27 protein-coding genes and 1 pseudogene are annotated in these 25872 nt (G+C 33.2%); 17 read left to right on the top strand and 11 right to left on the bottom strand.

The window, feature by feature from the left end; translation table 11 throughout:
* Positions 1-789 carry an aldolase gene (locus tag F4V57_RS12805; protein ID WP_070070042.1) on the top strand — a complete coding sequence of 263 codons (789 nt, stop codon included), beginning with the start codon at positions 1-3 and terminating at the stop codon, positions 787-789.
* The gene (locus F4V57_RS12800; protein ID WP_070070043.1) at positions 789-1673 is read left to right on the top strand and encodes a dihydrodipicolinate synthase family protein; all 885 of its coding nucleotides are present in this window, start codon (positions 789-791) and stop codon (positions 1671-1673) included. The genes F4V57_RS12805 and F4V57_RS12800 overlap by 1 nt, the downstream gene beginning before the upstream one ends.
* A gap of 266 nt (positions 1674-1939) precedes the next feature.
* Here F4V57_RS12800 and F4V57_RS12795 read toward each other — a convergent pair whose 3' ends face one another.
* Positions 1940-2833: a LysR family transcriptional regulator gene (locus tag F4V57_RS12795; protein WP_081409219.1), complete on the bottom strand. Its 894-nt coding sequence runs from the start codon at positions 2831-2833 to the stop codon at positions 1940-1942.
* Positions 2834-2920: 87 nt separating this feature from the next.
* Between F4V57_RS12795 and F4V57_RS12790 the strand changes: the two genes are divergently transcribed.
* A complete protein-coding gene (locus F4V57_RS12790; RefSeq protein ID WP_070070045.1) occupies positions 2921-3412 on the top strand; it encodes a GNAT family N-acetyltransferase in 492 nt (163 codons plus the stop codon).
* A 343-nt stretch (positions 3413-3755) separates the two neighbouring features.
* Here the strand turns inward: F4V57_RS12790 and F4V57_RS12785 are convergent, their stop codons facing one another.
* The 5 genes from F4V57_RS12785 to F4V57_RS12770 all read right to left on the bottom strand — a co-directional run bounded on the left by F4V57_RS12785 (position 3756) and on the right by F4V57_RS12770 (position 12238).
* On the bottom strand, positions 3756-5057 hold the full coding sequence (locus tag F4V57_RS12785) for an MFS transporter (RefSeq protein ID WP_070070046.1): 1302 nt from the start codon (positions 5055-5057) through the stop codon (positions 3756-3758).
* Positions 5058-6151: 1094 nt separating this feature from the next.
* A complete protein-coding gene (locus F4V57_RS12780; RefSeq protein ID WP_070070047.1) occupies positions 6152-7645 on the bottom strand; it encodes an aldehyde dehydrogenase in 1494 nt (497 codons plus the stop codon).
* 196 nt (positions 7646-7841) lie between these two features.
* Positions 7842-10844 carry a cytosine permease gene (locus F4V57_RS12775; RefSeq protein ID WP_081409220.1) on the bottom strand — a complete coding sequence of 1001 codons (3003 nt, stop codon included), beginning with the start codon at positions 10842-10844 and terminating at the stop codon, positions 7842-7844.
* Positions 10845-11306: 462 nt separating this feature from the next.
* Entirely contained in the window at positions 11307-11429 is a 123-nt protein-coding gene (locus F4V57_RS15025) for a hypothetical protein (RefSeq protein WP_264754220.1), read from the bottom strand.
* 497 nt (positions 11430-11926) lie between these two features.
* Positions 11927-12238 (bottom strand): 3-hydroxybutyryl-CoA dehydrogenase, encoded by a 312-nt coding sequence (locus F4V57_RS12770; RefSeq protein WP_070070048.1) that lies wholly within the window; start codon positions 12236-12238, stop codon positions 11927-11929.
* A gap of 114 nt (positions 12239-12352) precedes the next feature.
* On the opposite strand from F4V57_RS12770, the gene F4V57_RS14960 reads away from it, so the two are divergent.
* Positions 12353-12724, top strand: a complete 372-nt coding sequence (locus tag F4V57_RS14960; RefSeq protein ID WP_227515693.1) for a hypothetical protein — start codon at positions 12353-12355, stop codon at positions 12722-12724.
* A gap of 235 nt (positions 12725-12959) precedes the next feature.
* Here the strand turns inward: F4V57_RS14960 and F4V57_RS14795 are convergent, their stop codons facing one another.
* The 3 genes from F4V57_RS14795 to F4V57_RS12755 all read right to left on the bottom strand — a co-directional run bounded on the left by F4V57_RS14795 (position 12960) and on the right by F4V57_RS12755 (position 13946).
* Positions 12960-13133 (bottom strand): hypothetical protein, encoded by a 174-nt coding sequence (locus F4V57_RS14795; protein WP_171257544.1) that lies wholly within the window; start codon positions 13131-13133, stop codon positions 12960-12962.
* 65 nt (positions 13134-13198) lie between these two features.
* A complete protein-coding gene (locus F4V57_RS12760; RefSeq protein ID WP_070070049.1) occupies positions 13199-13660 on the bottom strand; it encodes a hypothetical protein in 462 nt (153 codons plus the stop codon).
* Between the two features lie 16 nt (positions 13661-13676).
* Entirely contained in the window at positions 13677-13946 is a 270-nt protein-coding gene (locus F4V57_RS12755) for a hypothetical protein (protein ID WP_070070050.1), read from the bottom strand.
* Between the two features lie 314 nt (positions 13947-14260).
* Here F4V57_RS12755 and F4V57_RS12750 point away from each other — a divergent pair, with 314 nt between their 5' ends.
* On the top strand, positions 14261-15526 hold the full coding sequence (locus tag F4V57_RS12750) for a tyrosine-type recombinase/integrase (protein ID WP_070070051.1): 1266 nt from the start codon (positions 14261-14263) through the stop codon (positions 15524-15526).
* 84 nt (positions 15527-15610) lie between these two features.
* Here the strand turns inward: F4V57_RS12750 and F4V57_RS12745 are convergent, their stop codons facing one another.
* Positions 15611-16591, bottom strand: a complete 981-nt coding sequence (locus F4V57_RS12745; RefSeq protein WP_141729241.1) for a hypothetical protein — start codon at positions 16589-16591, stop codon at positions 15611-15613.
* Positions 16592-16866: 275 nt separating this feature from the next.
* On the opposite strand from F4V57_RS12745, the pseudogene F4V57_RS12740 reads away from it, so the two are divergent.
* The 12 genes and pseudogenes from F4V57_RS12740 to F4V57_RS12690 all read left to right on the top strand — a co-directional run.
* Positions 16867-17067, top strand: a pseudogene (locus F4V57_RS12740) (tyrosine-type recombinase/integrase); the annotation flags it as partial.
* Between the two features lie 98 nt (positions 17068-17165).
* Positions 17166-17327 (top strand): YhfG family protein, encoded by a 162-nt coding sequence (locus F4V57_RS12735; RefSeq protein ID WP_070070054.1) that lies wholly within the window; start codon positions 17166-17168, stop codon positions 17325-17327.
* 7 nt (positions 17328-17334) lie between these two features.
* Positions 17335-17931 (top strand): putative adenosine monophosphate-protein transferase Fic, encoded by a 597-nt coding sequence (locus F4V57_RS12730; protein WP_070070055.1) that lies wholly within the window; start codon positions 17335-17337, stop codon positions 17929-17931.
* 259 nt (positions 17932-18190) lie between these two features.
* A complete protein-coding gene (locus F4V57_RS12725) occupies positions 18191-20014 on the top strand; it encodes a hypothetical protein (protein WP_081409221.1) in 1824 nt (607 codons plus the stop codon).
* A 358-nt stretch (positions 20015-20372) separates the two neighbouring features.
* The gene (locus tag F4V57_RS12720) at positions 20373-20705 is read left to right on the top strand and encodes a hypothetical protein (protein WP_227515694.1); all 333 of its coding nucleotides are present in this window, start codon (positions 20373-20375) and stop codon (positions 20703-20705) included.
* Between the two features lie 168 nt (positions 20706-20873).
* Complete coding sequence (locus tag F4V57_RS12715; RefSeq protein WP_406564524.1) at positions 20874-21125, top strand: hypothetical protein; 252 nt, start codon at positions 20874-20876, stop codon at positions 21123-21125.
* A 4-nt stretch (positions 21126-21129) separates the two neighbouring features.
* The gene (locus tag F4V57_RS15020; RefSeq protein WP_264754221.1) at positions 21130-21264 is read left to right on the top strand and encodes a hypothetical protein; all 135 of its coding nucleotides are present in this window, start codon (positions 21130-21132) and stop codon (positions 21262-21264) included.
* Positions 21261-21485 (top strand): hypothetical protein, encoded by a 225-nt coding sequence (locus tag F4V57_RS12710; RefSeq protein WP_070070057.1) that lies wholly within the window; start codon positions 21261-21263, stop codon positions 21483-21485. Before F4V57_RS15020 ends, F4V57_RS12710 begins: the two co-directional genes overlap by 4 nt.
* 29 nt (positions 21486-21514) lie before the next feature.
* On the top strand, positions 21515-21871 hold the full coding sequence (locus F4V57_RS12705; protein WP_070070058.1) for a hypothetical protein: 357 nt from the start codon (positions 21515-21517) through the stop codon (positions 21869-21871).
* 437 nt (positions 21872-22308) lie between these two features.
* The gene (locus tag F4V57_RS12700; protein WP_070070059.1) at positions 22309-22812 is read left to right on the top strand and encodes a TIR domain-containing protein; all 504 of its coding nucleotides are present in this window, start codon (positions 22309-22311) and stop codon (positions 22810-22812) included.
* Positions 22812-23690, top strand: a complete 879-nt coding sequence (locus F4V57_RS12695) for a DUF4231 domain-containing protein (RefSeq protein WP_070070060.1) — start codon at positions 22812-22814, stop codon at positions 23688-23690. The genes F4V57_RS12700 and F4V57_RS12695 overlap by 1 nt, the downstream gene beginning before the upstream one ends.
* A gap of 1 nt (position 23691) precedes the next feature.
* Positions 23692-24762 (top strand): toll/interleukin-1 receptor domain-containing protein, encoded by a 1071-nt coding sequence (locus F4V57_RS12690; protein WP_150330554.1) that lies wholly within the window; start codon positions 23692-23694, stop codon positions 24760-24762.
* A 101-nt stretch (positions 24763-24863) separates the two neighbouring features.
* On the opposite strand, the gene F4V57_RS12685 is transcribed toward F4V57_RS12690, so the two are convergent.
* Positions 24864-25727, bottom strand: coding sequence for a TIR domain-containing protein (locus F4V57_RS12685; RefSeq protein WP_070070771.1), 864 nt, complete (start codon positions 25725-25727; stop codon positions 24864-24866).
* Between the last annotated feature and the right edge of the window lie 145 nt (positions 25728-25872).

Genomic DNA, 25872 nt, shown 5'->3' with positions numbered 1-25872 from the left:
ATGGAGACGGCATTACTTGATAAGCAACAATTAATGCAAAATGCTCAACAAAGCATGCAACAGCTTTTTAGAGATGAAAATTATACAGACCCACAAAAAATAGCCTTAACCTGCCGTATTTTATTTGATCATGGGCATGATGCAGGACTGGCTGGACAAATTACCAGCCGTACCGATAAAGGCAATACCTTTATTACCCAAATTTTCGGTTTAGGTTTTGATGAGATTACCGCAGACAACCTTTTGGAAGTCGATCAAGATCTCAAACCTTTAAATGGTGAAGGTATGGCAAATCCGGCCAATCGTTTTCACACATGGATTTATAAAGATCATCCTGAAGTGAATTGTATTATTCATACTCATCCGACCCATGTTGCGGCACTGTCTATGTTGCGTGTGCCATTGATCGTTTCCCACATGGATACCTGTGCCTTGTATGAAGACTGCTCTTTTGTTGATGACTGGCCTGGTGTACCTGTCGGTAATGAGGAAGGAATTTTTATTTCTGCTGCATTAGGTAAAAACCGTGCGGTACTTTTGTCACATCATGGCCAATTGGTTACAGGAAAAACCATTGAAGAAGCCTGTAATTTAGCCATTTTGATTGAACGTGCTGCCCGTTTACAGCTTTTAGCCATGTCCGCAGGAAAAATTCAACAGATTCCACATGAATTAGCCAAAGAAGCCCATGACTGGGTTTCTACAGACAAACGTAACAAAGTAAATTTTGCCTACTATGCACGTAAAGCATTAAAAAATCATCCAGATTGTCTTGAGGAGAACTTGTAATGAAACTTGAAGGTATTATTGCTTATCCAATTACACCATTTAAAGCTGAAAATCAGGATATTGATTTCGATGCACTCACCATCACATTGAATGCTTTACTTGAACAGGAATGCAGTGCCATTGCCCCTTTGGGGAGCGCAGGAGAAAGTGCCTACCTATCCTGGCAGGAATGGCAACAGGTCGCCGAGAAAAGTATTGAAGTAGTCAATCATCGTGTCCCTGTCATTTTGGGTATTTCTGAACTGACCACCACAATGGCAATTCAGAAAGCTAAAAAAGCCGAAGAATTGGGTGCTGATGTAATCATGGTGATTCCAATTTCCTATTGGAAGCTGACAGATCAGGAAATTTATGAATATTATCAGCAGATTGCCACAGCAACCAAATTACCGATTATGGTCTATAACAATCCTGCAACCAGTGGTGTAGATATGTCGCCTGAATTAATTACCAAGATGTTTCAGGAAATTGAAAATATCTGTATGGTCAAAGATAGTACAGGTGATATTCAACGCATGCACAAATTCCATGAACTTACTCAGGGGAAATTGCCTTTTTATAATGGGTGTAATCCATTGGCACTGGAAGCCTTTTGTGCTGGTGCAAGTGGTTGGTGTACAGTTGCTCCAAACCTGTTAGGTAAATTACCTCATCAACTCTATCAAGCAGCTAAAAGTGGTAACCTCACTCAGGCACAAACGCTTTTTTATAAACAGTTACCATTATTACGCTTTATCGTTCAAGGTGGTTTACCGAAAACTATTAAGGCAGGTTTAAACGAATTGGGATTTAATGTGGGTGATCCAAGAAAACCTTTACAGAAAGCCAGTCCGTCTGAAGTTAATCAATTGAAATCATTGATTAAAATAGCAATTACTCAGTAGATTAATGTAATGTTTTATACATAGGTTAAAATTTTAACCTGTGTATAATCTTAAATTTCATCTGTTTATTATGATTACAATAATTGATAGGATTAACTACCCTAAAACCGCATTAATATTATTAGAATGTAAGCTTACTTTTAAACAACACCCCATGTTTATATATTAGCGATAAATTTAGACATACCACTAAGTGTTTACGAAAAATTAAAGATAGTTTCATCACATCAAAAAATTTGCTATTTTTTATTCTAGATGAAAAATACTTAAAATAACTTTTTTATCTCATTAATTAGCCATACTTGAGATATCTCTTTCGTTGAAGTATATAAATTGATCTTATAGTCAGGAATATCTAGAGGTAAGGGAAAAACATCAATTTTATGTAGCTTCTTAAAAATTTCAACAGCCTTATTCGGCAAAGTAATCATCAGATTAGTAGTTCCTAAAATATAAGGAACAATCATCATATTAGGTAACTCTAAAGTAATTTTTCGCTCTAGATGGATTTCCTTCAATGCTTGATCAATAATACCATGATGCTTTTTCCAAGCACTAACTTTAATATGATTTGCTTCAATATACTCTTTCAAATTTATAGAATTATAGATACCTTTAGATGCAATTACTACATAATGATCTGAACAGCATTCATAAACATCGATAGATGAATTGTTGATTTCGTCGTGTTCAGAATATCCAATAACAGCATCAACTTTTCCCAGGATAAGGTTTTGCAAGGATTCATTCTTACTTTCTGTAATAACTTTAATTCTAATATTAGGCGCAATTTTTTCAAGATTTTTCATCAATTCTGGCAATACACAAAACGCCGTATAATCTGTTGTGGCAATAATAAATTCTTTATCACTAGATCGTGCATCAAATTTTTTGGGTTGAAATAATTGGTTTGATACCAATTCCAAACTTTCAAAAATAAAAGGTGCTATTTCTTCAGCCCTTTTTGTCGGTAACATTTCACCTTTCATACGGATAAAAAGTGGATCATCCACTACTTCTCTCAATCTATTTAAGGCATGGCTAAATGCTGATGGACTTATAAAAATAGATTCTGACGCTTTATTAACATTTTTGTGATGATATAAAGCCTTAAATACAGTAAGTAAATTTAAGTCAAAACCATGTTGAGTTGAATGCATAATATTCATTATATATTTTAAAAAAATGCAGTATATACACTTAAATTATGTTTTAGAATGTCTAAAATTTAATTTTAGGTAAATTTTATGCAGTACGAAATTCGCACCGTTACATCCAATGACATTGAGCATTGTTATGAAATTGAGTCAGCTGCTTACTCAATAGATGAAGCAGCAACAAAAGAAAAAATTCAAATTAGAGCTGAGCAATATCCAGAAGGTTTTATTGTTTTAGAAGTCGATAGCCAAATTATTGGATTCATAAATAGTGGATGTGCAGATCAAGTTATTATGTCTAATGACGACTTTAAAGCACTAAAAGGCCATCTACCTTTGGGAAAAAATCTTGTGATTATGTCTGTTGTTGTCATGCCTAAATTTCAGGGAAAAGGTTATTCTTCAAAATTAATAAATGAATTTATTAGAAGAGCAAAAATCATGCAAAAAGAAGCTATTTATTTAATGTGTAAAGAACAATATTTAAAGTTTTATGAAAAGTTTGGATTCGAGTTTATTAAAGAATCAGATTCATCACACGGGGGGATGAAATGGTTTGAAATGAAATTAAAGCTTATCTAAAAGTTACTAGAACGTATTAATTTATATATATTCCCTTCATATCGAACAAATGGCATTTTCAAACTACAACTTTATTATTATCGACGTGGAACATACTTTATTAGTACATTCCAAGCCGAAACCATAATTTTAGCTGGCTGAAATAACTCATTAAGATCAACCTTATCGCAATAAGCTGTGCCAAAACCAGTTATACTAGCGCTGCCACATGTCTTTAATTACGCTGCGGATGTTATTTCGATTATTTTGCATTTGTTCTAAAAATTAATAATTTATAAACCTCTCAACAGTATCAGGATTGATACTGTTGTTGAAATATTGGTTTTATTAATATCTATTTTAATTAGCGCATGATATCGTCATTTTTAGTTTCACGAATACAAGCAAAAGCAAATAAAGATAGGCATGCAGCACCACACAAATAATAACCAACTGCATGTAGACCATAAGTTTGCGCTAATTTAGTTGCAATTAACGGAGCAAAAGATGCACCTAAAATACTGCCTAAATTATAAGACAAAGCCGAACCTGTATAACGAACCGAAACAGGGAAAATTTCTGACAAAATTGTTCCAAGGGGACCATAGGTTAATCCCATAATACTTAAGCCAAGACATAAGAAAATCAGTACAGAAAGACCGTTCTGAGCAACAAAGAATGTCGAGAAGAATAAACCAAAAATAATAGTAAGAATACAAATTGCAATGGATGTACTTTTTCGACCAAATTTTTCTGCCAACTTTGCAGATATTGGAATACATAGACCAAAACAGACCGTTGCTATCAATTGCATTTTCAGAAATGCATCACGACTATAACCAAGTACCGTTGTTCCCCAATTCAATGCAAATACTGTCATTAAATAAAATACAACTAGAGTACAAACAGTCGCTAATGTACCCAATATAACTTTGATCATATGTTTTGATATAACATCTTTAAAAGGTGCCTTAGATGTAGTTTGCTTATCCAAAACATTTTGAAACGCTGGAGATTCATGTAGTTTTAAACGAATGTATAAGCCAACAAGCACCAGCAATGCACTTGCAATAAACGGAATTCGCCAACCCCATGTTAAAAATTCTTCATTTGATAAAAAAGCACCTAATAATAAAAATGAACTTGCGGCAAAAATAAAACCGATCGGAGCACCTAATTGTGGAAACATCCCATACCAAGCACGCTTACCTTTAGGTGCATTTTCTGTTGCAAATAATACCGCACCACTCCACTCACCACTCAAACCTAAACCTTGCCCCAAACGACACAATGCCAATAATATTGGTGCAGCAACTCCAATTTGCGCATAGGTTGGTAATAAACCAATACAAACTGTAGAAATTCCCATCAATAATAATGCTGCAACAAGTGTTGCTTTACGACCAATCCTATCGCCTAGATGTCCAAAGACAGCAGCACCAATCGGACGTGCTACAAATGCAATCGCAAAAGTTGCTAAAGATTGCAATAATGCAGCACTACCACTACTTTCTGGAAAGAACAAATGTGGAAAAACCAGTACTGCAGCTGTGGCATAAATATAGAAGTCAAAAAATTCGATTGTTGTACCCACCAGACTTGCAAACAAGACGCGTGTCTTAGAGTTTGAATTGGTGGTAGATTTTGCGTATTCTGCATATTCCATGAGAGACCATCATATTTTAAAGAAAGATGATAAGGCATATAAATCCATATACATTCTTGTTCATATACAAAAATGATAGCGGTTTCGATACCAAATACCGAAATATATTAAAAACTTACCTCAATTCTTCTAACAATTTTAAGCGTAGTCAATCATACAAAATGATTTTTAAGGTTTCGGATTTTCAAGCAATATACCTTTAGAGTAATGCTTATGAACATCAGAAAAACATTTGACTTGATTGAGAAGCAAAAGTTAAATTCTATAACATTTCAATATGTAGTAATTTATACTCTAATCACAACATGAATAAAAACGATCTTTCCTCAATAAAGCATGAAAAAAATTCACCTTTAAGAATGTAAAAAAATTGTTTTTATATAGTTTGGCTTAAGTTCAGGGCTATTTATATTTTTTTACTGAAAAGATTAATTTGATTCAACTTCAAATCAAATCGATGAAACAGCAGAAGATGTAAAATGGTTTCATGGTTCGATTGCACGTGTCAAAATTCCTTTCTGTCTACGTATGTCCCTTACATAGCAACTGGTCACAAAAACGTAATTAATGGATTTAACTTATTAATTAAAAATCCATTAATTTTTAGACTGCACTTTGCAGAATAATTTAATCCTATAGTTAGGCACTATAATTAGCTTAAAATATGGATTCTTTTGTTTACTTCTCTCAGTTCATTAAGCTAAGCAATATCCTAGAGTTTGTGGCATGGCTATCCGATGCCATAAATCAACATAATTCAATATCACAACTAGACATAGACATTTGAACCAGCCTCAGAAGTGGCAAGATAATGTTTGAAGCTGGTATCGGTCTGATATGTCATAATTTCTAATGCCCTTCACTTCTTGTACTACAGTGGTCATAAAAAATTCCAACGTCTCTTTGATATCCATTTCTTCAGATTAGCAGGAACAACATACACCTCTTATCTAGCTATGAACTTGAATATTTGACTTGATTGTTTGAACTACCAATGCTCTTTTAGGAAATGATTTTTAAATTTATGTATGGTAAAAAAACGAGATTTTTTAACCAAAATTTAAAGTACCAAGTGAAAAATATACTGCTAATCTTTAATGTGTTTTTAAATTAAGCCAGGTGGTTTTTAATTGTGTAAATTTATCTAGCGCATGTAAGGATAGGTCACGTCCATAACCAGATTGCTTATATCCACCGAAAGGAGTACAAATATCTAGCGCATCAACCGTATTTACAGACACAGTCCCTACTCTGAGAAGTTTAGACAAGCGAATAGCTTGTTGCATATCATTTGTCCAAATCGATGCTGCTAAACCATAAATTGAATCATTTGCTAGATCAATAGCTTGTTGTTCAGATTCAAACGTTGTCAATGTCACCACAGGTCCAAATATTTCTTGATAGAAAATTTCCTGTGCTGGTGTCACATTAGTTAAAATCGTTGGTTTCACGAAGTTAAAATTATCTAAATCCCTTATTAATATTTTACATTCCACATTTACTTGAACTGCACCTTCTACCTTGGCTTTTGCAATCGTAGCGAGAACATTATTGGTATGCTGAACATCAATCAAACATCCCATGGTTGTTTCAGGATCAAGTGGGTCGCCTATACGTAATTGCTCGGTCGCCTGAACGAATTTACTCAAAAATTCATCATAAATACTTTGTTGAATTAGAATACGAGAGTTCGCTGAACAAACTTCTCCCTGATTATAAAATGCACCAAACACAGCTTTATCAACAGCAACATCAATATTTGCACCTGCAAAAATAATGTTGGCACTTTTACCACCTGTTTCTGGCCATACTGGTTTCATATTAGACTCGGCTGAGTAACTCAGAAACTTTTTAGCTGTTTCTGTTGATCCCGTAAACACTAAGCAGTCAACATCTATATGCCGTCCTAAAGCCTGACCAGTAATATGACCTAAACCTGTAACTACTTGCAAAACGCCATCAGGAATACCTGCAAGCTGTGCTAATTCGGCAAGTTTTAATGCCGTAAATGGAGATTGTTCAGCAGGTTTTAAAATTACACTATTGCCTGTTGCTAACGCAGGAGCAAGCTTCCAACTGGCTAAATCCATTGGAAAATTCCAAGGAACAACCGCAGCCACTACACCAATCGCTTCACGACTAATAATTGCAAGTTGATCTAACGCAGTAGGGGCAACTTCATCATAGATCTTATCCAAACTTTCTGCGTACCATTCAAAGCAAAAAGCTGCACCTAGAATATCAACATTCAATGACTCAGTAATTGGTTTACCAACGTTTATCGTTTCAAGTAGAGCAAGCTCATTGGCATATTCACGTACTAAAAACGCCAGTTTTTTTAACTTGTCTTTACGCTCACGAGGTGACAATTTCGACCAAATACCACTTTCGAATGTTGCCTTTGCATATTGCACGGCACGGTCAACATCTTCTTGATCACAGGCAGACATATCTACTAGAAGCTTATTTGTAGCAGGGTTAATAACTGCATAACTGGTTTTAGTTGAAGTATATTGACCAGCTATAAATGCCATCGTAGGTAAAGTAAGTTGCGCCAGTTGATCCAACCAATCTTGCTTAGTTTTCATAAAATTACCTTAAAATTATTTCTGATATTGAAAATATTATGTTTAGACAAATTTGTGAATTCGTTTTATACAAGCTTTAAGTTTTGAAAAAGTGAATCTAGATGATCAATCGAATAATTAGAATTTTAATTAAGCAAAAACATAATGCCTAGTATGGCTAAACATTATGTTTTAGATGTTTTATAACAAATCAATATTATTCAATCGCATGATTATTCTTAGACCAAGAATCACAAGTGATAAAATCAGCTGCACGCTCGCCAATCATAATACATGGTGCATTGGTATTTCCTGAAATCAGATCAGGCATAATTGAAGCATCAGCAACGCGTAAGTTTCTAAACCCATAAACTTTAAGTTGAGGATCAACTACACTCATGGCATCTGTACCCATTTTACATGTACCAATTGGGTGGAATACTGTTGCCGCAGATTCACGTACATATTTCTCATAATCTGCATTAGTCTTTACATGAGGCCCAGGCAGAATTTCTTTACCGTTAAATACTTCAAATTCTTTTTGCTTTAAAATATTTTGAGCTAGTTTAACACCTTCAATCAATACTTTCATATCTTCTTCTTTTTCAAAGAAATTATAATCTATTTCCATTTGCTTTTTTGCATTGATCCTGACTTCACCAATACTTTTTGGTCTTAATACACAAGTATGTATCGCATAACCATGTCCCCATTCAAACAACCGACCACGGTGACTACGATATCCAGGTACGAAGTGAAATTGCACGTCTGGTCGATCAGTTGCCAATGGTGTTTTAGCAAAACCTCCTGCCTCTACATAGTTGGTAGTCATCCAACCTTTACGTTTCATCACATACTTAAATGGTGCAGGCAAAATCGATACTAAAGCAGCCATAGAGAAACCAAGTGTTTTTGTATAATTGGTTCTAACAGTAACTAATCCATCTATATGTTCTTGTAAATTTTGCCCTACACCAGCCAAATCTACTTTACATGTAATACCGGCTTCTTCAAGTTGTTGTTTTGGGCCAATACCAGACTTCATTAATAGCATTGGTGAAACAAATGCACCTGCAGATAGAATTAACTCTTTATTAATTTTTAGATCAAATATTTCACCTTGGCGTTTTACACTGACTGATTCTACTTGACCTTGCTGATGGTTGATTTGATCAACTTCACAGTCAGTCACTACTGTTAGATTCGGACGATTTAGAATTGGTTGTACAAATGCTTTAAAACTTGATAAACGTTTACCCTCTTGTTGGGTTACATCATAAATACCGACGCCCTCACTAGATGTTGCATTAAAATCTTTGTTTTCTTTAAGATGCAGATGTGATGCTGCTTTAATAAATACATAAGATAGTGGATTTGGATCTTTTGGCTGATCTACGCATAGTTCTCCTTCAAAACCGTGGAATAAAGCACTTTGCTTAAGTAAATTTTTTTCAGATTTTTTGAAAAATGGTAAGACATCGTTCCATCCCCAACCTGTACAGCCTTTCGCTTTCCAATTGTCATAATCAGAGGCATTACCACGAATATACAACATGCTGTTCATCGAACTTGAACCACCAACCATCTTGCCACGCGGTGTGTGAATTTGTCGATTATTTAAACGTTTTTGTGGTACAGAAAAATAATTCCAGCTATATTTATGACTTTTGTATAGCGTGATTGTGCCTGATGGAATATGAATACGGGGTGAATTATCGGCTGAACCCGCTTCAATTAAACAAACACTTACTGCCGGGTTTTCACTTAGACGATTTGCAATTACGCTTCCGGCCGATCCTGCACCTACAATCACATAGTCAAATTGTTTTTGCTGCAAATTCGTATTTTGAATTTCGGGCAATGTACGTTTGTATAACATCGCAACAACATAATACAAAGGACTAACAACTAGCAGTCCAACAACCCAAGAAATATCCACTTCTCCCAACATTTTAGCAAATTTACCGACATAGAGTGGTGTTGATAAAAATGGAATCTGAATCAAAATACCTATCACATAACAAATCAATGCGGGCCAATTAAAATAGCCATAAATCCCCCCATCTTTTTTAAAGAAAGACCCAACGTCATAGTTTGCATGATGAATAAAATAATAGTCGACTAAATTAATTGCTGTCCAGGGAATCAACACACACATTAATAAAAGGATAAAGTTAACATAGCTGTTTACAAAGTCTTCAGAACTTGAGATCGACAAGTACAGCGCCACACTAAACAGACACAAGGCTACTATGCTTCGACCAATCACACGAGGTGACCAACGATGAAAAATAGTTTGGAAAATAGTAATTGTTGATAAAGTGCCACAATACAAATTCATAGCATTTGTTGCAGCAATACCCAAGGAGAATACAATAATTAATGCTGTGCTAAACGCTCCAGCACCGGTTAGATGAATCAAACCCTCAATGAAATTGCCGTTATAAGCACGAGATACTGACATCCCCAAAATCATTGAAATTAATGAACCTAACGCGCATCCCCAATAACTTGACCAGAATGCAGTTTTTGAGCCAGTTCCCTTAGGCAGATAACGGGAGTAATCGGAAACGTAAGGTGCATAGGCCAATTGCCACAATGCAGCAATTGATAATGTACCCATAAAGCCGATAGTCGAAAAATTACCGAGTTGAAAAAAGTTGCTTGGAATATACTTTGAACTAAAAACACTCAAAAATGCAGCAACTAGCATCAAACCAGAGATTACACTTAAAATTTGTGTATATTTATGAATCAGTTTATAACCAAAAATAACAGCAATGACACTAGCAATAGCAATAATACTAATCCCTTGTGTTCTGGAAATAGGATTATAAATGCTATGTAATGCATCTCCCCCTACCACAAGATTAGATGCATAAAAGCCTAAATACATGATTACAACAACACCAACAACCAACAAAGCTCCATATGAACCAAACTGACCGCGTGTCTGAATCATTTGTGGTACAGCTAACTGAGGACCTTGTGCAGAATGTAGCGCAACAAAAATTGCACCAATAAGATTGCCTAATATCAATGCAAATAATGCTGATAAAAAAGTAAGATTAAATACAGTTACAGCTAATGATCCAGTAAACATGGTCAATAACATGATGTTAGAACCAAACCAAATCGTAAACAAATCACGTGCATTACCATGGCGCTGATTTTCAGGAATTTCCTGAATTGTGCTGCTTTCCAGAGAGAATTTAGGCATTTAAAGTTCATTCCGTAAATAAAAAAAGTTATAGCTATTTTTTTTAAAAACATAAATTTTTATATTCAGTACCATATCTTTAATTTTTCTAAAGCAAGATCAAAGTACAAAAAGATAACGACCAAATGTTCTGGTAAGGAAACGATTTTTTATATAATAAAAATTAAGGCCCTATCCAAAAAGTAGCAAAGCTATAGAAATATATACTCTAGAACATCCTTAATTATATGTTTTATATTATATTTTTAAAAAATGCCTTATAGATACAATTTGCTTATCCAATATATTTTGAAATGTTGGAAATTTATTTAGTTTTAAATGGATATACGCACTTGCAATAAAGCAAGTTCTCCAACCTCATGGCAAAAACTCTTCATGTAATCAGAAAACACCTAATACCAAAGATGAACCTACCGCAGAAATAAAACCAATGGGTAAAACTAATTGAAGAAAAATCTTATACTATTTACGCTTAGCTTCAGGTGTATTTTCATTTACCAGTTCAATCATCGTAGAATGATAATAACTAATACTGTCAACATTGTAGCAGACATTCAAATATTGATAACCTGCGGCATCCCACAAACATTATCCTTGACATTTTACCAAATGCATGAAATAGCGATAAAAGAAGCAGTAGAGTTTGCACAAAACTTTTATTGCCTTAGATAATCCACTTTTTCCTTGAGGATGATCATTCAATGAACCAGTAAAAGAAATTGTATTCACATAAACTTGATTCGTGTTATGGTTGGGACAAGTAAAATTCTGAATCCATTATTTAATTTGTACTCCTCAATTTTTGTCCCTGATTAAGTTTTTACTAATGTTGGTTGAGCTAAGGTTATTGTGCTTAGGCTTGTAATAGTAAATTTTTTAAAGCTTTCATGTAATTAATAATGAAGATAAAAATATAGCTTCCAAAGTCTCATACATATATTTCAGTTATATGAATTGAATTATTAAGATAAATAATCTTATTCATAATCGTCATGTTCACGCACATCATTTTTATGATGTACTTCACATAAATTATTGATTAATTTTATAAAATATTTACAGATAATCAAGCCAATTACGAATCATTTTATATTGTTTTCTATGCAATATTTTTTCCATTTATTTTTAAAATCTTCTATCGCTTTTTCTGCTTCCTCCTCTTTAGTATAGGTAGGTGATTTTTTTACTTCATCTACTATCTGATTGAAAATTTCACCTTCTTCTTTAAAAATATTACTATAAATACTTTTAGCTTTTTCTACGTCGCAACCCATTTGATGAAAAGTCATCAATGTGTCTGCTGCATATGCAACTCCATCACATTGTTCATTGTTCTCCGCATGTGCAAAGGAAGTAGTTAATAATAATATCGAGAACAATATTGTTTTTTTCATAATGGGAAATTTCATTTTAAAAATGAATAATAAGTGATTTCTATAGATATTAAAATCCTTAGAAATTGATCCATTTAATATAAAAATCTCTTATACGAAATAAACAGCTTTCCCATGTACGATGTACGCTACAACAACAAAATAAAGGGAGCTACCTCCCTCTATTTCTCCTCGCATAAGCGAAATCCAGTTTGGAATGAAGCAGTTCAATTAATTCAAACTGATGATTTTGCAAATAAGAAGCTTCTTAAAATTACTAAATCTATTGATTCTGCAAATGCAAACCTAAGTAAAAGCATTGCACATATTGAAAAAGAACTAACTACACCTTTGACAGCAGGTGCTAATGACCCTGTGGCTAAAGAGATTCGTTCACATGTTAAGAATATGAATGACAATAAACGTCATACATTTATTGCAGAAGCACAGCAGAGAAAAGACTTACAGACACTTCAAGCTATTTTAGGTGCTCCGTCATATCTATAGGATTTAATCGACATTGAAGTCCAACATTACACACGCCAACTTCACGAAATTCAAAACCCTGCTTTAGCTAAGAGTTTAAAAGTGATGAAGAATGCAGCAGCGTTACTGGGTGAACGTGGTGACTTAGTATTTAAAGAAGTGGAAAAAACAGTTGGTAAAAGCAAATCCATTATATGTTGGACAAGCAATGTATTCATTCAACCCCATTTCTAGAGCTTCCCTTCTAATCATATGCTTATCTGCTAGCTTTAAAATACTTGAAATCTCTTTTGTCAGCCAAAGGAATATAGATCTTTAAGTGCTCTAAAATATTAGCAGATAAGAAAGGACAAAATACTTTCATTTTTTCTTTTCTAGATAAGTACGTTTCTAAGATAGCTTTTCCACCCGCATCAAGTAACTCATACATAAATTCAAATCAAGAAAGCAACATAACAAATATAAAAAGTATTTTATCGTTTTGATTTATATTATTTACATAGTCTTCATCCTTAAATATCTCCTTGCATCTTTCTTTTTACTTTCAATAACTTGAAAAAGAAATTCCGCATTAAATACTCTATTAGCATCAATATCTTCATCATCTTTAACAAAAACAAATTTCCATAGATCTTTTAATAAAACTGGTAAAATTTCATTTGGTAAATGTTTAAGATATCTTTGGCGAATAATTATTTTAAAGGTTTCTAAGGTATGCTCTGCTTCTCTTAATTTAGATATCTCCCCCAAAATAGAATCGGTCAAAGCGTGCCTTGAAAAGCTAGCTGGAACTGTCAGAACATCTTCAAGGGCATGTCGTAAAAAAGATTTTGTTTCTTCAGGAGTCGGGGTATAAAGTTTATTATCATTTTCTTGAATCAAAGGATGGCTACATAAATGACGTTTCTTTTGTAAATGTAGAAGATTTTCATATGTATCTTGGTCAAAAAATTTCATTCGCTCACATACATCTTTAACAATAGACTGCTAAATCACTTCCTTTTTCTCGTTTTTGTTGTTTAGTTTTTATTTCGGCTAAAATTTTATGGGCTGTGGAATCATTAAAATCGATTTCAACCTTTTGCAATTTTGAAACTATATCTGTTACAACTACAGACCACAGTAAGCCAACAGCAGCTCTATAGCACCCAGCTTCATAGCACTTGTACACTTCTAGAAAATTTTCTTTAGAATTTCTATCTACAATGTTCTCAATTGCTAACTCGATTGAAAATGGTGTCATAAGTTAGTTATTCCGTTATTAATGATTTAATTTGTTTTGATTTTAACAATTTATATAAGTTTAGTATTTATCTTTCGCTTACTACAGGCTTACGTTGCATAACCCTAGAAACAACAAAGCCCTGAGAATGTCAGGGCTAAGTCATTGATATTTGGCGGAAGCGGTGTCCGTATAACATAGATCCTATGGCATCTTATGCAATATTTTAAAATATTTATTTTCAATAACTTAAATAAATACTTGTACGATAGCATTTGATATAGTAAAGTCAAATCCACAATTCTATGTGGGTTTTAATGTGGGACAATATATCCATGCCAAAGAAAGCAAAAGAGCTATCTGCGTTTAGTGTATCAAAGATCAAAGAAAATGGTAGACATGCTGTTGGCGGTGTAGATGGGTTACATTTACGTATTGTAGATGGTTCTCGTGCATGGGTACTTCGAGTTGCTGTCGGTAACAGAGTTGATGATCAAGGTAAAGTTAAAATTCATCGTAGAGATATTGGGCTAGGGTCTTTTCCAGAAGTTTCATTATCAGAAGCACGAGAAAAAGCCCGTGAATTAAAGAAAAAGATTCGAGATGGCATTGATCCACTACAAGAAAAACAGGAACGCCTTAACGCTTTAAAAATACAAAAACATCGTGCTAAGACCTTTCGTGAATGTGCCGAAATTGTTATTGACAAGAAAACACTTGAACTCAAAAATCAGAAACATATTGGTCAATGGTCATCAACCCTTGAAACTTATATTTATCCTACTCTTGGGGATTTGATCATTGGAACAATTAACAAGACCAATATTGCTACGGCTCTCGAACCCATCTGGATTGAAAAAAATGAAACCGCTAAACGTATTCGTGGTCGAATAGAATCAGTTTTTGACTATGCTAAAGCAATGGGATATTTTGAAGGCGATAATCCAGCTGAGTGGAAAGGCAATCTAGAACCTCTTCTTGGAAACTTAAAACAAGAGTCTCGCCCTCATCCGTCTTTACCTTATGAACAAGTGAATGAATTTATTCAACATCTAAGACAAAGAAAAGGCATTTCACCTAAAGCTCTTGAATTTGCTATTTTAACGGCATGTCGTTCTGGTGAAGTTTTTGGGGCAAAATGGCAGGAAATTGATTTTAAAAATAAAGTCTGGATTATTCCCAAAGAAAGGATGAAAGCAGATAAAGAGCATCGTGTTCCTTTGTCTCAACAAGTTATTACTTTGCTTGAGTCCATTCGACAGTATACTCAGTCCAATGATTTTATCTTCCCTGCACCTCGTGGCGGTATGCTCTCTGATATGTCTTTGACAACTCTAATTAAGCGTTTGCATGAACAAAGACTTAAAGAAAATGGTTTAGGCTATATTGATCCAAAACAAAATCGTGTGATTACTACACATGGTTTCCGATCTACATTTCGTGACTGGTCAGCCGATAAGACAGATTACCCTAGAGAAGTCTGTGAGCATGTTCTAGCCCACAAACTTCCTGATGAAGTTGAAGCCGCTTATTTACGTGGGGCTTATCTTGAGAAAAGGAAAGCTTTAATGAGTGATTGGGCTAACTTTTGTACTCTTTAGCTCACATGGTAGATACTGAATTCTATCAAAGATTTAAAGTATGACTTTTCTCCTTTTGGAGAGAAGTCACTCAATATCATTTATTTAAACAGAACCCAAATCTCTGCTAAGGACTTTCGTATACTCCAAAAGATCTATTTCTGAATTAAATTTCTTTAATTCAGGTTCTATCTCTCCCAATTTCCATAGAAATGAATGGGATATATTTGCTTCTACATCTCTAGAGCCCATTATGTCATATTCATTTGGGTCGTTAATTTCTAAATGAAAGGATACTGAACTAATATTTTTCTTTTTTTTCATCATTATCAAAAGATTTCGAAACTCCCCCCAAGCCTTTTTATCAACCTCTTGAAATTTGGAATTGAAATAATAAATTAGTGCTTTTTCAATAACTAAACCTTCCTTGTCTAAAGGTATATCATAAATCATTGAGTTAGTTGATATTATATCTATATTTCTCTCTTCAATTTTAGTAAATGATCCAACTTTAAATGTATTAACTGTTAAAAAAATATCATTTTCTGATGTAGGAACTTTATAAAGTATCTCTGTCAAGCCTCTGTGCTTCAAGCCTAAAGCTCGTCCTACAGGATTTTCAGTTATACCAACATACTGTACTTCACTTGCAATCCCCAAATTGATCCCATACTCTCTTAGAAAATAATGAATGGGATAAGCTAGTGATTCAGAAACTTCACTGTGAAAATAAATAAACTTTTCATCTACAGTTATGTTAGATGGAATTTCTTTCGGGAAATAAATTTCAATTTTCCTTTTATCTTTATTTCCTATTAAAAAATAAATAGTCAACTTTCGTCTATCGAAGAAGGAAAATTTCGGTTGCTTTTTTACATCGAAACGAACTTTCTTTCGTGAAGTGACAAAATAGATAAATCTTTTTTCATTACTTGATTCAACATACTCTTTGAAATTATTCAACATTTCTTTAAGCTCATTTTTAGCTTCATCAAATGGCGGATCAACAATCAAGTCGTACCAAAGAAAGTATGATGAGTCGATTGTAATGTGCCAACTTTTCTCAGCATCATTATACTCAGGCATTTCCTGTATCGAATTATAGAGGCCTCTTGTCATATACGTTCTACTAAAAATTATACTAATCAATTTAAAATATAAAGTTACGTCAATATAGTCAACTAGAGTACGTCATGAAATGACGCATAAAAGACTAACTAATTATAGTCAGCTCTTTACGCTTAATTATTTACTGTAAACTTCGGTACAAATTCCGACAGAAAAACAACTGATCAGTACTTCTATCGGTAAAGGTGAATCAAAAAGGCTATTCCTATCACGACACCTTCCCATACCTCTCAGGCCATATTGATCCAAAACAAAACCGTGTGATTACTACACATGGTTTCCGATCTACATTCCGTGACTGGTCAGTTGATAAAACCGACTACCCTCGTGAAGTTTGTGAACATGTACTTGCCCACAAACTTCCTGATGAAGTTGAAGCTGCTTATCTACGAGGAGCTTATCTTGGAAAAAGGAAAGATTTAATGGCTGATTAGGCAGAATTTTGTATGTGCTAAATTACAGGATATTTATAGTTTTCAGATTTATATGTTAAAATTTTCGTATACACTGACTTTTATTGTGAGTAAATGCAATGTTAAATACTTTTGAAAAAAAGAAACAATATATTCAAGAAACTCGTTTAAAAAACTATCAAGCAAGTCTAGTGCTTGAAGGCTATCACGCATCTTCAGCACAACCGTCACTTACTAAATCACAATTACTCAAAAAATATCAACAAGCCAATAAAGGCTAACAGAGTCATGGATAAATATAGCGCTTCTGGCGATCAACTATACTGTTATCCTGATTCTAATATCTTAAAAAATAAATTAAATATTAAAAACCAAGAGCTACTATCCCAAGCAGAAAAAGACTTTTCAGAGCTTGCTATTTCTCAAATAGAATACATTGACCCGCCTTATGATTTAAATTATCTAAAGTCTATTCATTATCAATTATTTTCAGATGTATATGTTTGGGCTGGTGAACTTAGACAAGTAGATATTTCTAAGGATGATACTCGCTTTTGTACTTTTCCCCGTATTGAAATTGAAGCAAATAAAATTTTCAAAAATCTGGAGCAACAAAATTATTTTCAACACTTGAATCAACAAGAATTTATTCAAAAAATTGCTGATCTGTATTGTGAGCTTAATATTATTCATCCTTTTAGAGAAGGCAATGGACGTACTCAACGTATCTTTTTTGAACACCTTCTTGCCTTCTGTGGTTATGGTATTGACTGGTCAAAAGTTCCCAGTCAAGAGGTTTGGATTGAAGCCAACATTGCTGGCTATTTCTGCGATTTAAATAGTTTAGTTAAAATATTTGAAGTTTGCATTATTACTCACGATTAATTTTTTTCTTATCTTGAGCTATACTTCCCACAAATAGACTGAATTCTCATCATCATTTTAGATAAAATATTTCTATAAAAAAGCAACTTAGTTAAATATTATAATTCATTAAAAACGATATCTAGATGGATAGAGCTGCTTACTTCAATGGAGCATATCTTGAAAAGCAAAAAGGATTAATAGTAGATTGGGGAGAGTATTGCCATAACTAAGAATTGTTATATATTACTGAACACTAGAGTTAAATAAGGTTTTATACGTGGCACTAGAAGCAGGTGGTTTTGCTGAGAAATTGGGCAACTATTTTGAGACAAATTGGATTGCCTATCAATTAATAAGACTTCTTGAAGAAAAACTTGCTTATGTCACTATAGAACCCATAGGTACTGATGAAGTAGGTGTAGACGTCATTATTGGAAGACTAGATGGCAGAACAGAACATCATCAATGCAAAGCTGGAAATGGAAGCAATGAATTTTGGACTCTTTCAGCCTTAAATAATACAAGCATATTAAAAAATGCCAAGTTTCAGATCGAGCAAGGTACTAAAGAGTTTAATCTTGTTTCACCATTAACTTGTAAATTGATGTCAGATTTACGCTTAAGTGCATTAAATTACAATGGAGTACCTCAAGATTTTTTAACACACCAAATTAACACCAGCGTAGAAAGACAAAAGGATTTTTCACAGCTATGTACATATCTTGGTTTGGATATTCAACAAGATATGCATTTGGAACGTGCAATTAATTTCCTAGAAAAATTTGTAGTGATCAGTTACGCTGAAGATGCCTATCAACGTAATGAACTACTAGATAAGGCTTCTATACTATTTTTTGACCAACCGATTAATGTGATTAATTTTCTAAAAAATTATCCTGTTGGCTTTAATAGGCTTAGGCAAAAAATTACAGTTTCTCAACTATTAAACGATCTTGAGGCCCACGGTTTCAGTCTAAAAATCACACCTAATGATGAAAGAATCACAACTGTTATTAGACAACTATCAGAAGAATTCGTTAATTCTATTGAACCTCATCTTATTACTCAAAATGTTATCCCACGTCCTGAACTTAATGAAATTGTTCAATCAGTAAATCAAACAGCCGTCACTCTTATTAAAGCAGAAGCTGGTATGGGTAAAGCTTATTTGGCTATTGCCGAGCTCTTTTGGAATGATAAAGAATATGCTTTGTCTCATAAGCATTTTGTAGATTTAGCTATAAATGATCCTCATCCAGCAGTAAAAATGGCGGCATTGGAACTCTTAGCTCCTCTATTAAACTATGATGAAGATTTTGCATTCACCAAATTTCTTGCTTTATGCAACAAAGACCTAAGAATGGTTTGTGGTTATGAGTCACATTATTTTTTCAATAATGGTTTTAAAGGCAAGCATCAGGAAGATTTAATTTCACTTATTTTGAAAATGTTAAGCTCAAAATATCAAGACGTTCGTAAAGAGGCAGCACGCCAAATTTATGCTCGTTGGTATTTTTATGACCTTTTTCAGGAGGAACTCAAAATCATTTTTAATGACACTGGTATTCTAAAAGAAGGTTGCACGTCTGTAGTTAACCAGCTTCTATGTGATGGCCATGGAGATGAAAATTTAGAAAAATTGCAATCATCTTTTGAGATATTGGTTAATGATAACGATGAAGGCATACTGCGTTCAATTAGTAGTACAGTTGGACATGATGAATTTTGGAACAAAACAAATTCAGCAGAACTATTTGAAATATTTGCCAAATCTAAAGCTGCTCATTTTAACCTATATAGTTTATTTCATTATTTTGAAAACAAAGGTGACAGTTATAATCAATATAGCTCATCACTTTTAAAATTAGTTATTAATATAACGACTAACTCAACCATCAACAGTGAATTTAAAAATGAAAGGTTCCAAGACTCAGAAGTTATAAAAGTTGTACAACGTCTTTATGATGAGGCAACAGATGATGAAGATAGTGATACTCTTAACATTTGTTTAGATATATGGGATTACCTATTTCAGTCAGATGCTTATTCTTCACTTGTTTTAAGAACAACCAACCATATAGAAAATGGTCTTCTAAGTTAGATGATAAGCTCATTACATGTCATTTACTCATCGCAAATCCAAAATTACAGTGAAAATCTAGCATTTATAATCATTAAACCGTTCTGATAAGAATTGACTAACTCCCCCCATAAATTTATCATTCCCTTGCTGGCCTACATTGCCAGTCGGTTTTGACAGACCGATCCACACGAGAGCATTAAAGGGCTTATAGCCTTTTTTTGTTTACCCTGTCGTACCCCTCTGCGGTGGAACGGGAGGGGGACGCCTTCGTGCGTGCTGGGTACTTGTGTGACCAGTCTGTCAACCCTCTTTCGTTCTGCCACCATAATTTGACAGTGATTTGGTAGAACTTGTTTAACACACAAGGATACTTATCATGAAAATGTTAGCGCCATCCCTCATCAAAAAATCAGTCCAGATATTGGCTGTTACAGCACTATTTTCTACCTCAAGTCTGTATGCTGCAAGCATCACCGTAAAAGTTAAAAATAACATTCAATGGAGTGAAGAAGCGGCTTTCTTTGCGACTAATAAAGGTAATATTTCTATTTACGCTGTTGACCTTACTCCTAAGCAATATCAGAACCTAAAATCCGTTAAAAAAGGTGATTGCATCCAAATTACCGCCAAAGACCAAAAGTTCGAAAACTATGAAGACATTACCACCATCATGGAATTTCAGAATGCCAAGAAAGTGAGCTGTAAATAACAGTTCATTTTTTGTATGTGTACTTTGGCTGTTTTAGTTATGGTGGTGTCGGCTTTCTGATTATGTTGACCTGAATTTTTCTGTTGCTGTCTCAGGCTGTATTTCATCATACGCTGACTGCGTTTAATCATATCTAAAAAAAGAATAATGAACGGAGTAACAATGAGAATGTATTTATCTGCCCTGTCATTAGTATTGATCGGGGTGTCTGCTGTTGGTTGTGCTAGTAAGGAAGAACGTCAATTTATCAGTGGTTGTAAAACAGGTGGCATTGAAGGTTCAACCTGTAAATGCATTTATAAAAAGCTTGAAGATAAATATGGAGAAGATGGGTTTAAAAATCAACTTTACACCATGAGCCAAACCGAACAATTCCAGAACGATATGGTGCAAAGCACAATGCAATGTATGCGGGAGTAAGCCGATGCGTTTTCTTGCAGGTGTGATCGTTGTCATCATTATTGTGGCATTTCTGGGTCTACCGTTTATTGGTTTTATGATTCTGGTGGGTCTGTTTATGTTGTTGGTTAATTTTGCTGTAGGTGGGGATAAAAAATGAAAGATAGCATTAAAACATGGGTGATTGGTGGATATTTTATTATCGGGTTCTTCTTTGCGGTGTATCAGCATTTTTGGGGACAGTATAACTATAAATCCTTTGCCTACAACATTGGCCAAGGCATTGTATGGCCTGCGGTAATGTTTCCCTCTGTCGGTAAGTTTATTGGTGGGGTATTGATTTTACTCATTATCGGTGCACTAGTTTTACGTTCTAAATAATTTTAATGTCTATTTATAGGAAAAATGTTATGAAAAAATTTACACTGGGTTTAATGCTTTCTGCTGGATTGGTTGCAACGTATCCAACACTGGTACAAGCCAAAGCCAAGGAAGCTACTTGCCAGATTGATGAAGGTGGTCAAACCCGTTACAAGGGTAAATGCAATTTTGAACCACAAGGTGGCGGTAGCTTCTATATTAGTCATCCCAGCTTTGTGAAAAAGGTTCAGGTTGAAGGTTTAATGGTTATTGTGGAAGGTAAAGACCAAGCTGTAGTACAGGCAACTAAAATCGGTGGTGGTGGTTCTATGTGGGGCGAAGCTGTACGTTCACAAAAACAAAAAGCCTGCTGGGCCGGTAGTGATTTTAAAATTTGTGCTTGGTAGTAAATATTCAAAGCATAGGGAGTAAACTTCCTATGCTTTTTTCAAGATAGATCTTTAACACTACACTTAAACAACTCAGCCATGCATGTAAGCTTTCTAAATTGAGCAAACTTTAGTTACATTAAAAATGTTTGATCTGATGGGCAAAGCATATGCTAAAAATATTGGTAGAAATTATCAAGATTGAGAATAAATTAGCTGATATATTTCAATCTACATTGATGTGAAGCAATATCTAATACAACTTATTGAAATATTTAAACCAATTTGGGTTGTGTTTCGAATAAGGCGTATTATGTTAAGTTTAGCAAATATTAATTTATGAAAGAGACTTATCACCTTGAGTAAATTTATTTAGATTTTCTATAAGATACATTAAATTGAAGATTTGTAATCCATCTGATATAAATAAGATTGTAAAATATGAGGTCTTTTAAATGGGCTTACCAAGAGCATTTGTAGGTTTTAGTAGTAGTGATATTCGTTCTTATCATTTAATGAAAGCATGGAAAGCTAATACTCGATTCGATTTCAACTTCTCAGATTGCCAGTTACATACTGCAATTAATTCCACTAATGAAGCTTATATAAAAAGATTATGCCGAGAAAGAATAAATATGGCAGGAACTTTTATATCTTTGATTGGACAAGATACTAGATTTAAGAAAACATTTGTAGAGTGGGAGATTGAAGTAGCTCTAGAAAAAAATTGTAGAATTATTGCTGTCAATCTTGATCGAAATCATCATGATGGAAGACGTATTAATAATTTTTTGACTCCCGAGCCTTTAAAAAATGTAGGTGCTGTCTTTATTCCATTCTCGCCAGATATCCTTGCTTTCGCCTTAGAAGATCATACGAAAAAACCTAATGATAATTATCACTATTTATCTCATGTCTATGAACGATTAGGTTATAAAAAAATTTTAGGTCTTGAATGATGAATAAAGTTCTTAAATTTCCCACATTGTTTTATCAGGCTGATAATTTATCAGACTCTTCTCAGAAAAATTATCTATTAAATATTAAATTAACTTTTATTTTGAGCTTAGTAAGTGCTGTATTAGGATTTTTTGGATTAACGAGCTCTAATTTTGCCTTTACTAGTGCAGCTTTAATATTTTTTTCAATACTTGCTACAATTTACTTAGTACTATCTAAAAAAGACCAAACTTGGTATAGATCTAGAGCACTCGCAGAGTCAGTGAAATCTATATCTTTTAAATATGCTACTGGTGCTGAACCATTTTCTTTACAACTAGAAGCTAAAGTTGTGGATGACAATATTATAGATAAATTAAATGCTTTATTAAAAGAACACCAACAATTATCTGAAGATTTTTGTCATATTGGATCAAATATAAATTATATAACTAGTGAAATGAAAACTATTCGAAATCAAAATTTTGAGGAAAGAAAAGATTTTTATCTTAAACATAGGATTCAAGATCAACTAGATTTTTATAATGTAAATGCAGAAAAGAATCGAAAAAAATCAAAAATCTGGTTTTCTGTAATGATTATATTTCAAATTTTAGCAATGTTATTTGCAATCCTAAGAGCTAAATATCCAGAAATAAATATTTGGCCTGCAGATGTATTTTTATTAGCTAGTTCATTTGTATTTACTTGGTTGGTTACTAAAAAACATAGAGAGTTATCCGCTAGCTATAGACTTACTGCATTTGAGATTTCTAAAATTAAGGAGAAATTTTTAAATATTTCAGATGATAAAGAATTTGAGATATTTGTAGCAGATAGTGAAAATGCATTTTCTCGAGAGCATACGCAATGGTTAGCTAGACAGGATAGTCTATAATATGTCCATCCCAACAGATCAAAACTTAAATAAGGTTTTTATTAGCTATGCTAGTGAAGATTACAACAGTGCAAAAAAAATTTACGACTTCCTGAATTGTACAAACTATGAACCATGGCTAGATAAAGAAAAGTTATTACCAGGACAGAATTGGGATTTAGAAATAAAGGAAAATCTTTCGGCCGCTGACTTTATTATTATTTTAGTTTCGACTACTTCATTAAGAAAAAGAGGATATATTCAAAAAGAATATAAACTTGCAAGAAGCTTAATGGAATATAAGTTAAATAATGATATTTATATTGTTCCCATTACTTTAGAAGATAACCTTACAGATATAAATTTCAAGCATATACAACATATTTTTATTGATGATGTGTACTTTGAGAAAAAAATTCTTGATAGCCTAAATTTACAACGTAGAAAATATTTTCAAGAAAACCATAAAATTAATTCAATAAATGATACTTATATTAATCAAGAAAATAGATATAAATTTAACATAAACGATTTCAAAATTGATTTCCTCTGTGAATTTCCTGAATTTATTGATAATCATTTTTTTGATGCGAATGAAATAAATAACGTAATTCAAGGAAAAATTATAGAAGAAATATTTGAGTATAGAAATTTCGTTTTAGAAGATCCTGAATACTTTGAATCAGATGTGATGAGAAGTTCAAGTTTTGATTTGCAAATTATTGGAAATATAGTTTTCATATCAAATAACATCATAAGTATATGTATTTCAATAAATTCTTATTTTGGTGGAGTGCACCCTAATACTTATATAAAATCCATTAATTTCCAAATTCCCCCCTTAAGAACATTAAAATTTAATAATCTATTTAAAGATTATCGAAGTTGGGACGAAACGTTAATTTTATTAAAAAAATATACTACTTTTGAAGGTTTGACAGAATATTTTCAGTATATAAATGAGGAAAATATTATTTTTTCCATTACAGAAGATTTTTTAATAATAGAATTAGCAAACTTTGTGCCTAGAGTAATCTTAGCTGAAGCCAGAATTGAAATTCCCATCAAGGAAATAGATTTACAGGTTAAATAATAAGTATAGATCTTTTCTATAAAAATTTTTTATTTAATATAAAATCTCAACTGCGAAAAAACCTAGATCAAGATCTAGGTTTTTAGATTTTAAAATAGCCATTAACTAATTTTTCTATAGTTGATTTCATATCCGGCATCACTTAGCATGTGAGCCACAGACATTCGCCAATCTTTATAACTATGATCTGTATATACAACACCATTCACATCCCCTGGCATTTCAATATGACCTTCCTTTTTTACTAAGCAAATAACTTTTTCACGAGTATATAAACCTATTAATAAACCATGTTCAAAAACAACATTTTGCCTAGCTCTTAATTTATATTCATTTTCGCCAATAGCTTTACCTTCATCATCAGGTGTATATAAAACAATCCCAAATCCAATAGAAGGGTCTTTTGTATAACGTTCTAATTTCTCTATGATTGTAAGACTAGCATCATGTTGTTCTCTAAGAACTATTGGTTCAATTGTTTGAGCAGATAAAAAAGCTTTTACCTCATTTATCAATGCATCATCATGACCATGAACAATGAATACTTTAGATGGAGTAATCTTCTTATTTTTTTCCACTAAATTAGAAACTTCTTTTTTTGTTCCTTTCGCATATATTATTAATTCTTCTGTTATTTCTTTTTGCTTTAGAATTGCTGACTCTAAGTCATTAGAATAAAAACCAATCATAACAACACCAGATGCTCGATCTTCTGCCCTGCGTGTATTAGCCTGTTGTTCTTTTAGAACTTCACCAGATATTCCACTAGAAAAAATACGTAAACGTTCAATATGCTCAATAGAAATAGTGCGTCCATTAATTAAAATAGGTTGTCCAATCTGATAGGGCTCAGCGTATTTATTAATTACGTCTTCTAAATTTGTTAAATCTGATTTAATTTCGACTTTATCCCATTCATTCTTATGATGTTTTTCGCCTAATTCTAAAATCACATGATAATACATAAGTTTAATACCATATCTTTATTAAATTATCCTAAGTATATAATAAATTTGAAAAATAAATTATCTATTTAACACAAAATATCTTATGCGAAATAAAAATTTTTTGCTCAATTGACTACATCATACTGACCATTTACAACACAAC

The sequence above is a fragment of the Acinetobacter qingfengensis genome, assembly GCF_008693185.1.
Lineage (GTDB): Bacteria > Pseudomonadota > Gammaproteobacteria > Pseudomonadales > Moraxellaceae > Acinetobacter > Acinetobacter qingfengensis.
This window is presented reverse-complemented; position numbering and strand designations above follow the sequence as displayed.

What these genes read in the sequence shown, in the direction of transcription:
- F4V57_RS12805 (WP_070070042.1), top strand. Translation starts at nt 1, where the DNA reads ATGGAGACGGCATTACTTGATAAGCAACAATTAATGCAAAATGCTCAA.
- F4V57_RS12800 (WP_070070043.1), top strand. Translation starts at nt 789, where the DNA reads ATGAAACTTGAAGGTATTATTGCTTATCCAATTACACCATTTAAAGCT.
- F4V57_RS12795 (WP_081409219.1), bottom strand. Translation starts at nt 2,833, where the DNA reads ATGCATTCAACTCAACATGGTTTTGACTTAAATTTACTTACTGTATTT.
- F4V57_RS12790 (WP_070070045.1), top strand. Translation starts at nt 2,921, where the DNA reads ATGCAGTACGAAATTCGCACCGTTACATCCAATGACATTGAGCATTGT.
- F4V57_RS12785 (WP_070070046.1), bottom strand. Translation starts at nt 5,057, where the DNA reads ATGGAATATGCAGAATACGCAAAATCTACCACCAATTCAAACTCTAAG.
- F4V57_RS12780 (WP_070070047.1), bottom strand. Translation starts at nt 7,645, where the DNA reads ATGAAAACTAAGCAAGATTGGTTGGATCAACTGGCGCAACTTACTTTA.
- F4V57_RS12775 (WP_081409220.1), bottom strand. Translation starts at nt 10,844, where the DNA reads ATGCCTAAATTCTCTCTGGAAAGCAGCACAATTCAGGAAATTCCTGAA.
- F4V57_RS12770 (WP_070070048.1), bottom strand. Translation starts at nt 12,238, where the DNA reads ATGAAAAAAACAATATTGTTCTCGATATTATTATTAACTACTTCCTTT.
- F4V57_RS14960 (WP_227515693.1), top strand. Translation starts at nt 12,353, where the DNA reads ATGTACGATGTACGCTACAACAACAAAATAAAGGGAGCTACCTCCCTC.
- F4V57_RS14795 (WP_171257544.1), bottom strand. Translation starts at nt 13,133, where the DNA reads ATGTATGAGTTACTTGATGCGGGTGGAAAAGCTATCTTAGAAACGTAC.
- F4V57_RS12760 (WP_070070049.1), bottom strand. Translation starts at nt 13,660, where the DNA reads ATGAAATTTTTTGACCAAGATACATATGAAAATCTTCTACATTTACAA.
- F4V57_RS12755 (WP_070070050.1), bottom strand. Translation starts at nt 13,946, where the DNA reads ATGACACCATTTTCAATCGAGTTAGCAATTGAGAACATTGTAGATAGA.
- F4V57_RS12750 (WP_070070051.1), top strand. Translation starts at nt 14,261, where the DNA reads ATGCCAAAGAAAGCAAAAGAGCTATCTGCGTTTAGTGTATCAAAGATC.
- F4V57_RS12745 (WP_141729241.1), bottom strand. Translation starts at nt 16,591, where the DNA reads ATGCCTGAGTATAATGATGCTGAGAAAAGTTGGCACATTACAATCGAC.
- F4V57_RS12735 (WP_070070054.1), top strand. Translation starts at nt 17,166, where the DNA reads ATGTTAAATACTTTTGAAAAAAAGAAACAATATATTCAAGAAACTCGT.
- F4V57_RS12730 (WP_070070055.1), top strand. Translation starts at nt 17,335, where the DNA reads ATGGATAAATATAGCGCTTCTGGCGATCAACTATACTGTTATCCTGAT.
- F4V57_RS12720 (WP_227515694.1), top strand. Translation starts at nt 20,373, where the DNA reads ATGAAAATGTTAGCGCCATCCCTCATCAAAAAATCAGTCCAGATATTG.
- F4V57_RS12715 (WP_406564524.1), top strand. Translation starts at nt 20,874, where the DNA reads ATGTATTTATCTGCCCTGTCATTAGTATTGATCGGGGTGTCTGCTGTT.
- F4V57_RS15020 (WP_264754221.1), top strand. Translation starts at nt 21,130, where the DNA reads ATGCGTTTTCTTGCAGGTGTGATCGTTGTCATCATTATTGTGGCATTT.
- F4V57_RS12710 (WP_070070057.1), top strand. Translation starts at nt 21,261, where the DNA reads ATGAAAGATAGCATTAAAACATGGGTGATTGGTGGATATTTTATTATC.
- F4V57_RS12705 (WP_070070058.1), top strand. Translation starts at nt 21,515, where the DNA reads ATGAAAAAATTTACACTGGGTTTAATGCTTTCTGCTGGATTGGTTGCA.
- F4V57_RS12700 (WP_070070059.1), top strand. Translation starts at nt 22,309, where the DNA reads ATGGGCTTACCAAGAGCATTTGTAGGTTTTAGTAGTAGTGATATTCGT.
- F4V57_RS12695 (WP_070070060.1), top strand. Translation starts at nt 22,812, where the DNA reads ATGAATAAAGTTCTTAAATTTCCCACATTGTTTTATCAGGCTGATAAT.
- F4V57_RS12690 (WP_150330554.1), top strand. Translation starts at nt 23,692, where the DNA reads ATGTCCATCCCAACAGATCAAAACTTAAATAAGGTTTTTATTAGCTAT.
- F4V57_RS12685 (WP_070070771.1), bottom strand. Translation starts at nt 25,727, where the DNA reads ATGTATTATCATGTGATTTTAGAATTAGGCGAAAAACATCATAAGAAT.